Below are 13,670 nucleotides of genomic sequence, written 5' to 3'. Positions count from 1 at the left end.
TGCCGGCCGCTCGCTTGCGCCGATGCGTCTTCAATATAAAGACTATGCCGTCTGGCAGCGGGCATTTCAGGAAAAGGAAGGATATCAGAAGCAGGAAGCGTATTGGCTGAAGCGGCTTGAAGGTGAGCTTCCGGTGCTTGAGCTTCCGGCTGACAAGCCTCGTCCGGCTGTCAGAAGCTTTGCGGGCGGGAACGTATCGTGCACGCTTGACGCTGAAACGGCATCCGGCCTTCACCGCATCGCCCGCGATCACGGCTCCACTTTGTACATGGTGCTTCTCGCCGCGTACAATACGCTGCTCGCGCGGTTGAGCGGACAGGAAGACATTATCGTCGGCTCGCCGATTGCCGGGCGCCCGCATAAAGACCTTGAACCGATTCTCGGGATGTTCGTCAATACACTCGCCATCAGAACGGAGCCGAAAGGAGACAAACGGTTTACCGATTATTTGGCGGAAGTCCGCCAGGCCGCACTTGAGGCGTATGAACATCAGGACTATCCGTTTGAAGAGCTTGTGGAACGGCTCGGCGTGCAGCGGGACATGAGCCGCAATCCGCTGTTTGATGCGATGTTTATTCTTCAGAATATGGAGCGAGAGGAGATAAATCTGGCCGGGCTGAAGGCGTCACGATCAGAGCATACCGAACATGATGTATCAAGTTTTGACCTGACCTTATCAGCTGCTGAATCCGATGGAAACATCCGCTTTGAAATGGAATTCAGCACCGAGCTTTTTATGAAAGAAACGATTGAACGCTGGATGGGCCACTTACTGAATCTCTTGCGCCATGTTGCCGCCGAACCGGAAGTCACACTATCAAAAGCTGATATGTTGACAGAAGAGGAAAAGCAAAAGATACTGACTGAATTTAATAATACACAAACCGAGTTCTCGGAAAAAAACAAACTGTTCCATCAGCTATTTGAAGCGAAAGCAGCAGAAACGCCTCATCAGACGGCCGTCATTGAAGGAACACAACAGATCAGCTATTCGCAGCTTAATGAGCGGGCAAATCGGCTTGCACGAACATTACACAAAAATGGATTCGGTCCGGGAAAAAGAGCTGCTATATTGGCAAATCGTTCGATTGAAGCGATCGTCAGTGTTCTTGCCGTCATGAAATCGGGAGGGGCGTATATCCCCATTGATTCACATTATCCTAAGGAACGGATTCGCTATTTATTAAAGGACAGCGCGGCATCCGTCTTGTTGGTGCAGTCTGAATACAAAGAGCTTGCTTCACAGCTCGCGGATCACAATTTGTTGCTCATTCAGCTCGATCAGGAAGAACAATACGATATTTGTGCGGAGAATATTCATCCGGCAGTGTCTCCGGATGATACTGCTTATATCATATATACTTCGGGAACGACGGGAACGCCGAAGGGAGTCGAAGTCAGAAATCGCAGCTTTACCCATGCAGCACTTGCATGGCGCAGCATTTATGAGCTTGACCGTATACCGGTCAAGGTGCTGCAGATGGCGAGTTTCTCATTTGATGTTTTTTCAGGAGATCTTGCCCGCGCCTTGCTAAATGGAGGAACGCTTGTCATTTGTCCGGATGACGTCCGGCTTGAGCCGAAACAGCTTTATCAGCTCATTGATCAGCACCGTATCTCATTTATGGAGTCGACACCCGCGCTGATTGTTCCGTTTATGGAATATATATATCGCCGGAAACTAGCGCTGCAAAGTGTAAAAGTACTGGTGCTGGGCTCAGATATGATCAAAGCGAAGGATTTTTATACGCTTCATAAGCGTTTCGGAGAAAACATGCGGATCATAAACAGCTACGGTGTAACAGAAGCGACAATTGATTCTTCGTATTATGAAGCTAAAATGAGCGAAAAGCCGCGGGAAGATGATGTGCCGATCGGTGTTCCGCTTCCAAATGTGCAAATGTACGTCTTAAACAAAGACAAACAGGTCCAGCCGATCGGTGTTTTCGGAGAACTGTATATCGGAGGCACCGGCGTTGCCAAAGGATATTGGGGACAGCCGGAGTTGACAAAGGGCGCATTCAGCGACCCGTTTCAAACGGGAGAAATACTTTACAGAACCGGAGATCAAGCCTGCTGGCTGCCTGATGGCACTCTTCGTTTTCAAGGGCGGATTGATAAGCAGGTAAAAATCAGAGGATACAGAATTGAGACGGGAGAAATTGAAAGTGTGCTTTTGAAACACGATCAAGTCAAAGAAGCGGCTGTTACCGTGATGAAGGATGCCGAAGGACAGGGCAGATTAGCGGCGTACATCGTACCTAAAACAGCTGATATCTCATCGCTTCGCGAGTTTCTCATGCAGGAGCTTCCTGCTTATATGATGCCGTCTCATCTTATCGGTTTAGACAGCATGCCCCTGACACTGAACGGCAAGCTTGATAAATCGGCACTGCCGGCAGAAGAGGTACATTCATCACAGGCATTTGTCGCGCCCGGCGATGAAAAAGAGGCGATGTTATGCCGGATTTGGGAAGATGTGCTTCATATTCAGAAAGCGGGAATTCATCACTCTTTCTTTGAGCTTGGGGGAGATTCCATTAAGGCGCTTCAAGTGTCAGCCCGACTCGCCGGAGAAGGCTGGAACATGTCGATCCGCGATTTGTTTCAGTTCCCGACGATTGCAGAACTCGCGAAGCACCTCACGCCGGCTGTTGCAATGGCTGATCAGGGGCTGATAGAAGGAAGCGCTCCGCTGACACCGATCCAGAAGAGATTTTTTGAGGAACCGGGTGCTTTTGATCTTCATTATAACCAATCAGTCATGCTGTGCAGTGAAGAAAGATTCCAGATAAATGCTTTGTCTCAGGCGGTTCGCTCGCTGACAGAACATCACGATGCGCTGCGAATGACATTCACTGAAAATGAGCATGGGGAAATTGTTCAATATAACCGCGGAATCACAGAGCAGCATGAAGAAATCTTTACGCTTAACGTCATAGATCTTTCAGAAGAAACACAGCCGGAAAAACGGATAGCCGCCGAGGAAAAAGAAATACAGCAGGCCATGCGCCTTGATCAAGGTCCTCTGTTTCATCTCGGAGTGTTCCGGCTGAAAGAAGCCGACCATCTGCTAATCACGATTCATCACCTTATCACGGACGGCGTGTCGTGGAGAATATTGCTTGAAGATCTGCAGACAGCTTATCAGCGGGCATTAGAAGGCCGACAAATCAAACTGCCGCCGAAAAGCGATTCTTATATCACATATGCCGAACAACTTTTTGACATATCCAAAAGCAAAGCGCTGCTTGAAGAAGCCGCGTACTGGGACAGTGTGATGTCTTTTGAAACAGCGCCGCTGCCGAAAATAAATGATGGAAATGCCGGACGGATGCAGGAAAACGCGCGCACGGCATCGTGGAGATTAAGCAGCGGGCTCACAAAACAGCTGCTTTTAGAAACACAGCAGGCATACGGCACGGATGTTCATGAATTGCTTTTAACGGCGCTTGGAATGGCGCTTCATGAGTGGACGGGTTCTGAACAGATGCTTATCAGCACTGAAGGACACGGACGCCAGGGTCATATGCCTGACATTGATATTTCGAGAACGGCAGGCTGGTTTACATCTGTTTATCCGGTGCTCTTAGATATGAGAGTGCCGGACGGCTCAGGCGAAAAAACCGCTCACCGTATAAAGACGGTAAAAGACATGATGAGACGGGTTCCTCATTACGGAACCGGCTACGGGCTGCTGAGATATTCGCGAAACATTCTTTATAAAGACCCAGAAATAAGCTTTAACTATCTCGGTGCGTTTGACGGTCTTGAGGGAGGACTGAAGATGTCGCCATTCAAGCCGCAGCATGATATAGCGGCCGGGCGCATCCGCGAGTTTGACCTGGATATTAACGCGATGACGGCGGACGGACGTCTGGAGGTAAAAGCCGTTTATACCGGCGTATTTGCACCGGGGGCAGTCGAGTCTTTCATGAATCGTTTCCAAACTCATCTTGAGGACATCATCGCCCACTGTTCTGGCAAGAAAGAGCGGGAAAAAACATTGACTGATTACAGCCATAAGGAATTGACCGCTCAAGCATTATCAAGCATTGAAGATCTCGTAAAAGGACTTTAATTTCATAAAAAGGTGTGTGGCATTCGTGACACAAGCGACAGAAATCCAAGATATTTATCCTTTATCATATATGCAGGAAGGCATGCTGTTTCATTCGCTTTTAGACTCCGGATCAAACGCATATGTCGAGCAGATTTCATTTACGGTCAGCGGAGATTTATGCGTTGATACATTTCAAAAAAGCCTTGATATGCTTGTCAGCCGCTATGATATTTTCAGAACAATTTTCATAAAAGAAGTACCTGACCTTGAAGGGCCGCAGCAGGTAGTCCTTTCGCGCCGCGACACTGCCGTACGGACTGAAGACATTTCAGATTATTCGGAAGAACAGCAGCAAAGCATCATTGACGAATTTAAGGAAAACGACCGGCATAAGGGGTTTGATCTGCAAAAAGGCCCCTTAATGCGCCTTGCTCTTTTTCATACGGGAAAAAACCGCCATACATGCGTTTGGACTCACCATCACATTATGATGGACGGCTGGAGCCTGGGCATTGTGCTGAAAGATTTCTTCAGCATGTATTATTCGATCCGGAACGGGCGGCCTGTAAACCTCGGCAGTCCGAATCCTTACAGCACTTATATCAAATGGCTACGAAGCCGGAATAAAGAAGAAACGTCAGCGTTCTGGTCCGGCTATTTGAAAGATTACGGAGAAACCGTTTCTGTTCCGCAAACGAAGAATAAGCCGGCGCAAAACGGTTATACATCTGAGCATTTTCAATTTTCCCTTGAGCCTGAAACCGTACAAAAACTGACAGACATAGCCCGGGGCATCGGGGTCACGCTGAATACTATATTTACGGGCATTTGGGGCCTGCTTCTCCATCGTTACAACGGGACTGAAGATGCGGTCTTCGGTTCGGTTGTTTCCGGCAGGCCGTCAGCTATCAGCGGCATTGAATCCATGGCCGGGCTGTTTATCAATACCGTTCCGGTGAGGGTGCGCGCAGCTGAGGATATGACTTTTGCATCGCTTGTTAAAGCAGTGCAAAAAGATTCACTCGCAGCGGAAGAGCATAGCTATTATCCGCTTTATGACATTCAAAACGAGAGCGGTCTGCAAAAAGATCTCTTGAACCATATCCTTGTCTTTGAAAATTATCCGGTTCAGATGCAGGCTGCGGTAAACGGCTGGCAGCAGACTGAAAGCCATGCGCTCTCTCTTGAAAACTTTTCGATGGCGGAAGAAACGAACTATGATCTCAACGTCGTCATCGTTCCGGGGGAAGAGTTTTATGTGAAATTCAGCTACAATGCTGACATTTATGATCGGGAGGACATGAAACGGATCAAAGGGCATATTCTTGAGGTCATCTCCTGTGTAACAGAGGATCCGGACAGGCTCTTATCAAGCATCAGTCTCGTGCCGCCGGAGGAAGAGGCCTTGATTCATTCGTTTAACGACACAAGCCGTCCGTATCCTGAGACAACCGTTCACGGGCTTTTTGAAGAACAGGCTGCCAAAACGCCCGACCAGGAAGCGTTGAGATATAACGGGATAAGCTGGAGCTATAAGAAATTAAATCAGCGGGCGAATCAGATTGCGCATGCGTTAAGGGAAAAAGGCGCCCGTCCCGATCAGATTACCGCTGTTATGCTGCGCCGATCGATGAATACGGTCGCCGCTCTGCTCGGAATTTGGAAATCGGGCAGCGCTTATATGCCGATTGATGCGGAATATCCGCCTGAACGGATCTCATTTTTGCTGAGAGACAGTGAAGCTTCACTGCTCGTGACTGAAAAAGACCTGCTTCCTCTCATTCCGCCGCATTTTAAGGGAAACGTCGTCATCTTGGAGGAAACGGTTTCCCGGCAGACCGGGCCGCTTCCGCCGGTGTCCGGCAGCGGAAATTGGGCGTATGTCATTTACACCTCGGGAACGACAGGCCGTCCGAAAGGCGTGCTTGTACAACACAAAGCGATCAGCAATACATTGCAATGGCGGCGTGAAGAATACGGCATGTCAGAAGGCGACATAGCGCTTCATCTTTTTTCATACGTATTTGACGGCTCTTTGACAAGTCTTTTCACTCCGCTGCTGTCCGGCGCTTGTGTACTGTTGACTGATGAAGACGATGCAAAAGACGTTCTTTCAATGAAACAGAAAATTGCCCGCCACGGGGTAAGCCATCTTCTGATCGTTCCGTCCCTTTATCGCGTCCTGCTTGATTCTCTGACAAAAAAAGATGCACAGACGCTTCGGGCGGTGACATTTGCCGGGGAAGCGGCAACCCCTGATATCGTGGAAGCGAGCCGGAATATATGCCCGAATGCCGAGCTGCTGAATGAATACGGCCCGACGGAGAACAGTGTGGCAGCGACGATCCTGCGCAATCTGCAAAAAAGCAGCCGGATTACGATCGGACGCCCGATCTCCAATACATCCGTCTATATCATGCACGGTGTCCAGCTGCAGCCGGTCGGAGCCGTCGGTGAACTGTGTATTTCAGGAAAAGGTCTTGCACACGGATATTTTCAGCAAAAAGAGCTGACGGATAAAGCCTTTACCCCTCATCCGTTTCGTGAAGGTGAACGGCTGTACAGAACGGGGGATGCAGCCCGGTTTTTACCGGACGGAACGATTGAATATATGGGGCGTTTTGATGATCAGGTGAAAGTGAGAGGCTATAGAATCGAATTAGGAGAAATCGAAACGGCACTCAGAAGTCTGTCCGGGGTAAAAGAGGCGGCAGTTACCGTGCGCAAAACGGCGGACGGAGATCAGGAGCTTGCAGCTTATGTCGTACTGCAAAACGCGGGTGTGACATTTGATCCGCACGCCGAATTGGCGGGGACATTACCTGCTTATATGATACCGGGAAGCTTTACCAAACTGACGGAAATGCCGCTGTCTGCGAGCGGAAAACTTGATAGGGCCGCGCTTCCTGAACCGGAAGAAGCTGTGAGAACCGGTGATTATCAAGCGCCCCGCACGATGCTTGAGACTGAGATGCTGTCTATTTGGCAAGATGTGCTGAAACGGGACCGCATCAGTATGAGAGATGATTTCTTCCAAATCGGCGGACAGTCGCTGAAAGCCGCATCACTTGTTTCAAATATACATAAACGGCTGCAAATTGAACTTGCCGTCCGCCATGTCTTTGAACATCCGACCATTGAGAGCATGGCCCGCTTCCTTGAACAGAAGAAAAGAGGAGAATATGCGGAAATCACGCCTGCAAAGACGAAGGACTTGTACCCGTTATCTTTTGCTCAAAAAAGGCTTTATGCCCTTCACCAGCTTGCGGCGGACAGCACGGGCTATCATATGCCCGCTTGTCTGGAACTGAGCGGCAGGCTCAATCGGAACCGTCTGCAAGAAGCCTTTTCAGCGCTGCTGCAAAGGCATGAAGCGTTACGCACATCATTTGTGTTACGAAACGGGGAGCCGATGCAGCACATACATTCACATGTGGAGCTCGAACTCACAGAGCTTCACATGCCGTCCGAGTCACTTCTTCACGAGACGTTGGAAACTTTCGTTAAGCCGTTTGACGTGGAAAAAGCGCCGCTTTTGAGGGTGACTTTAGCCAAAGTCAATGAAGACCGCCATTTTCTGCTGCTCGATATGCATCATCTTATCGCAGACGGTGTGTCAATGAGCGTTCTGATTCAGGAATTGACGGATTTGTACAGAGGGAAGGAATTGCGGCCGTTAAAACTGCAGTACAAAGATTTTTCCGTCTGGCAGCATGACCGGTCTGCCGCTGAAGAGTTCAAAAAACATGAGCGGTATTGGCTGGATGCGCTCGGGGAAAACATTCCCGTTCTTGATCTGCCGCTGGATAAAAAGCGCCCTCAGTTTCCTGATTTCAGCGGATCCGCGGTTCGAACGCGTCTTCAAAAGGAAACGGCGGAGAATTTGCGCCGGCTCATGGATGAGACGGGTTCCACGCTGTATATGATTCTTTTGGCCGGCTATTCCCTGTTCCTGTCTAAATTGAGCGGACAGGAAGATGTTGTCATCGGTTCACCTGCGGCAGGCAGAAGCCGCGCTGAGCTTGAAGGGGTCATCGGCATGTTTGTTAACACCGTGGCCATGAGAAGCAGGCCGGAAGGTGATAAGACATTCCGCGCTTATTTAGAAGAGGTGAAAATGCTCGCCCTCGGCGCAGCCGAACATCAGGAATTCCCGTTTGAAGAACTCGCCCAAAAGCTTGATACACACCGGGAAGTCAATCGCAATCCGCTGTTTGATGCCATGCTCGTTCTGCAAAACAGTGATGATTTCAAAGTGAATCTTCCGGGCTTATCCGTTTCTGCACATGCAGTGAAGCATGACATTTCAAAATTCGACTTGACGCTACATGCTGAGGAACGGCTGGATGGCGCCCTGGATTTTCATTTTGAATACAGTACCGCATTATTTGAAAAAGAAACGATCGAACGGTGGGCCGGTCATTTTAAAGAGCTTTTAGGACAAATCGCGTCGGATTACGATCGGAAGCTGTCTGATATTCATTTGCTGGACACAAACGAGCGGCAGATGCTTCTGGAAGCTGATAATCAAACGGCTGAGTATCCGCGGCATGAAACGATCGTCAGTTTATTTGAAACACAGGCGGAAAAAACGCCGGATCAAATCGCAGCCGTCATGGCCGATGAGCGTCTCACCTACCGCGAGCTCAATGAGAAGGCGGATCAAATCGCCGATATGCTCTCAGAAAACGGGCTCCGCTCCGGACAGATTGTCGGGATGATGACTGAACGATCTCCGGATATGCTGATTGGGATTCTCGGTATTTTAAAAGCGGGAGGGGCGTATCTGCCGATTGATCCTGAATATCCGGACGAGCGGATTTCATTTATGCTGACTGACAGCGGCGCGCGTGTTCTTTTGACGCAATCGGGTCTTGGGATTTCCGGAATGGACGGTCTGCCGGTTTTATACATTGATAAGCCTGAATCTGTCTCAGCAGACAGTCCGAAAGAAACGATAACACCTGAACAGCCGGCTTACGTGATTTACACATCGGGCACAACGGGGAAACCGAAAGGCGTTATGACGGAACACCGCAATGTCATCAGCCTTATCACACATAAAGGGCTGCCGCTTGATTTTGGGCCAGAAGACGTCTGGACGCTGTTTCATTCCTATTGTTTTGATTTTTCTGTTTGGGAAATATTCGGTGCGCTTTTATACGGCGGAAAAGTAGTCATCGTGCCGAAAGAAACAGCCCGTGATCCGCATTTGTACCGGCAGCTGCTGCTAAGTGAAGGCGTAACGGTGCTGAACCAAACGCCGACGGCTTTTTCCGGACTCATTCATGAAGAAGCCGGGCATACGGACAAGCTGAAGCTTCGATATGTCATTTTCGGCGGAGAAGCGCTTCAGCCCGGCATGCTGAAAAGCTGGAAAGAGAAGTACCCGGAGACGGAGCTTGTGAACATGTACGGCATTACGGAAACCACGGTTCACGTCACATACAAAAAACTGAATATGGAAGATATTGAGAGAAATAAAAGCAATATCGGCAGACCGCTGGAAACCCTTCATGCTTTTGTCATGGACGCCTATATGAATCCGCAGCCGATCGGAATTCCCGGTGAGCTTTATATCGGCGGAGAAGGCGTCGCGAGGGGATACGTAAATAGAGATGATTTAACTGCCTCCCGTTTCATCCCGAATCCGCACGTTTCCGGCATGCGGCTCTACCGGACGGGCGATATCGCCAAAAGGCTCTCAAATGGCGAGCTGGAGTATGTCGGGCGGAAAGATGCGCAAGTAAAAGTCAGAGGCCACAGAATTGAATTGGGGGAAATTAAATCAGCGCTGCAGAAGCTTTCTTTCGTGAAAGAGGCCGCCGTGATCACACGTGCTGATCAGCACGGTCAGCACTCCATTTACGCCTATGCCGTCTTACACGGAAACGAAAAGTTAAAAGAAGCAGAGGTTCAGGCCTCTCTCAGAGCTTTCCTGCCGGAATATATGATTCCCGCACGCTTGACAGAGCTTAATGAACTGCCTCTGACGGCGAATGGGAAGCTGGATGAGAAGGCGCTCCCGCAGCCTGAATTAAACGAAAATCCCGGAGATGATATCAGCCTGAGGAATGAAACTGAAGAAATGATGGCTGACATTTGGGAGGAACTCTTAGGTGTTGAAGGCCTTGGCCCCAATGCTCATTTCTTCCATCTCGGCGGAGATTCGATTAAAGCGCTGCAAGTATGTGCGAGGCTGAAGCAGCAGGGCTACGAAACGACCGTCCGTGAGCTGTTTGAGCATCAGACACTGGGAGAGGTGTCGATGCGGCTCCGGAAAGTCCGCCGCGTAATTGATCAGGCTCCCGTCACGGGAGAAGTGCCGTTGACGCCGATCCAGCACTGGTTCTTGTCACAATCATTGCCGCATGATCATTTTAATCAGACCGTTATGCTCCGCAGTGCGGACAGAATCAATGAATCTGCCATGAGAAAAGCGCTGGCGCATCTGGCGGTTCATCATGACGCATTACGGATGATATGCGGCACGCAAAATGGATCGGTGATGCAATATAACAGAGCTGAGAACCTTTCTGATGAAGAACTCTTTACGTTTGAAACGCTTGACGTGAGAGGGAAAGGGTCATTACAAGAGGAGCACGCCGCAATTGAACAGGCGGCCGCCCGTATACAATCTTCCATTCGGCTGGAAACGGGTCCGCTCGTAGCTGTCGGTTTATTTTACGCCGCAGATGGCGATCATCTGCTGCTTTCCATTCATCACCTTGTCATTGACGGAGTGTCATGGCGGATTTTATTTGAAGATCTCACCGCGTGCTACAGGCAGGCGCTTGTTGGAAAAGAAGCCGTTCTTCCGGCGAAAACTGATTCCTATCAGACTTATGCAAAGCAGATTTCTGATTATGCAAAAAGCCGCCGGCTTCTGCAGGAAGCAGATTACTGGTCTGAAAGAGAAGAAGCAGCGGTCAAACCGCTTCCGAAAGATGCCCGCATCTCTTCCAATCTCCTTAAAGATACAGATGTGATGACCATTACATTGACAAAACAGGAGACCGAGCAGCTGTTAACGGAGGCAAACAGGGCATACACAACGGAGACAGGTGAATTATTGCTTGCGGCGTTAAGCCTTGCGCTGAACAGATGGACCGGAAACGAGACATTCAAAATCAGCATGGAAGGCCACGGAAGGGAAGAGCATCTGGAGCATCTTGATATCAGCAGAACCATCGGCTGGTTTACGTCAATTTATCCGGTATTGGTTGACGCAAGTTTTCAAGATCAGGCTGATGACGGGGGGCGTCTCGGTTATCACATTAAGCGGACAAAAGATATGATGCGCCGCATTCCGCATAAAGGAGCGGGATACGGGGTGCTGAAATATATAAGCAAATTCTGGGAAGAGGCTGAATCTGATTCTCCTGAAATCAGTTTTAACTATTTGGGGCAGTTTGACCGGGAGATCCGTTCAACCGGCTTCGATGTTTCTCCCGTAAAAGCGGGAAATGAAGTCAGCCCAGACTGGGAACGTCCGTACACACTTGATATCAGCGGCTCCGTATCATCGGAATGTCTCAGCTTGAATGTGGTGTATAACCGTTTTCATTATCAAAAAGAAACGATTGAAGTTTTGACGGGGCATTTTCATACTTTTCTCAAGCAGATCATCACGCATTGCACAGGCAAAGAGGAGCGTGAATGGAGCGCTGCTGATTTCAGTGATGAAGAGTTAACGCTGGAAGATCTGAGTGACATTATGGGAGCCGTCAACAAACTATAGAAAAGGAGAGGCGCAATGGGGCAGCAACCGGAAATACAAGATATATACCCTTTATCTTTTATGCAGGAGGGCATGCTTTTTCATTCTCTTTTGGATCATGACTCAAGAGCCTACTTCGAACAAGCAGTGTTTACGATCAGCGGACAGCTTGACCGGGAACGATTCCAAAAAAGTATAGATGCTGTTTTTGAACGATACGATATTTTCCGTACGACGTTTATTCATAAGAATGTGGCGAAGCCCCGCCAAGTCGTGTTAAATAACAGGCCGAGCCGCGTTCAGTTTCATGATATTTCTCATTTGGATGAGAAGGCGCAAGACATGTATGCCGACCGGTTCAGTAAAGAAGACAAAGATAAAGGCTTTGATTTGCAATCAGACCCTCTCATGAGAGTCTCCATTCTGAAAAAAGCGCCCGAACGCTATGTTTGCATTTGGAGCCACCATCATATCGTCATGGACGGCTGGTGCTTCGGAATTGTTATGAAGGAATTTCTGATGATCTATCAATCTCTCGGAGACGGGCGGCTCCCGTCTCTCGAGCCTGTTCAGCCATATGGAAAGTATATTAAATGGCTCATGAAGCAAGATCGTAAAGAAGCCGAGTCATTTTGGAAAACGAGACTTGCCGATCTTGAGCAACCGTCGTCTCTTCCGAAAAAATCCGCGGAACCAAACGGCGAGCTTGAGCAGGCTGTTTTCACTATTTCTGAAGAGCAGACAAATGAGCTGAAGAACATTGCGGCAAGGGCGGGAGCGACGCTGAATACGGTGTTTCAGGCACTGTGGGGCATTTTGCTGCAGCGAGTCAGCCGCTGTGAAGACGCCGTTTTCGGTTCTGTCGTTTCCGGCCGGCCGTCGGATCTGGCGGGCGTAGAAAAAATGGTAGGACTGTTTATCAATACGGTTCCCGTGCGGGTAAAAAGCGGTTCGTTTTCCTTCCTGGAGCTCGTCAGGCATTTACAGCAGGAGACTCTGCAAGCAGAAGCGTACAGCTATTATCCGCTGTATGACATTCAGGCGCAAAGCCCTCTGAAGCAGGCGCTGTTTGACCATATTATCGTGTTTGAAAATGTGCCGGCCCAGCGTGAAATTGAAAATGTGAGTCAGGCCGGTTCATTTGATTTTGCGGTAGAGGATTTCACGATGGAGGAAGTCACAAACTACGGATGCAGCGTAAAGGTGATTCCGGGAAGTTCTCTTTATATCCGCTTAAACTTTGATACCGGTATATACGATCGTGTTTTTATGAAGAAGATTGAAACCTTTTTACGGCATATGATGAAATCAGTCATTTCCGACCCTGAAATGAGCGCCTCCGAGATCGCATTGCTGGATGCGTGTGAAGCCAGAAATATGCTGGATGGGTTTAACCGGACAGAAACGGCTGAACCGCCGGCTCCGACGCTTCACGGGCTGTTTACCCGCCGCGCTGCGCTTTCGCCGCATCGTCCGGCGCTCCGTTTCCCAGACGGTATGCTGACGTACGCCGAGCTTGACCGGTACACAGACAGGCTCGCTGTTCGGCTCCGCCAAAAAGGCGTCCGCAAAGAAAGCATGGTCGGCGTGCTCGCTGAACGCTCGCCGGAGATGGTGATTTCAGTGCTTGCCGTGTTAAAAGCAGGCGGCGCCTACGTGCCGCTTGATCCGGAATATCCGGAGGACAGGCTGCGCTATATGCTCAAAGACAGCGGCGCCTGTCTCCTGCTTCAACAGTCGGGGTTATCCGTTCCCGATTTTTCCGGCGAAACGCTAGAAGTGTCTCTTTCTGCCCTTACAGGTGAGGCGGAGACAGGGGCTGTCTCTGAAGAAGCGGATGCCGATTCGCTCGCTTATATCATTTACACGTCCGGTTCGACGGGAACA

The 13,670-nt window shown here is 49.5% G+C and carries 3 protein-coding genes; all 3 read left to right on the top strand.

Annotated elements, in window-relative coordinates; genetic code table 11:
- Positions 1-4,081 (top strand): non-ribosomal peptide synthetase (locus Y79_RS0119755; protein ID WP_016939213.1); only part of this gene is annotated, 4,081 nt, incomplete at its 5' end.
- Positions 4,082-4,106: 25 nt separating this feature from the next.
- On the top strand, positions 4,107-11,804 hold the full coding sequence (locus Y79_RS0119750) for a non-ribosomal peptide synthetase (RefSeq protein ID WP_016939212.1): 7,698 nt from the start codon (positions 4,107-4,109) through the stop codon (positions 11,802-11,804).
- 15 nt (positions 11,805-11,819) lie between these two features.
- Positions 11,820-13,670: condensation domain-containing protein (locus tag Y79_RS0119745; protein ID WP_016939211.1), on the top strand; the 1,851-nt coding region annotated here is incomplete at its 3' end.

The sequence above is a fragment of the Bacillus siamensis KCTC 13613 genome (assembly GCF_000262045.1).
Taxonomy (GTDB): domain Bacteria; phylum Bacillota; class Bacilli; order Bacillales; family Bacillaceae; genus Bacillus; species Bacillus siamensis.
The sequence above is the reverse complement of the archived record's forward strand: the minus strand, read 5'-3'. Positions and strand labels throughout refer to the sequence as shown.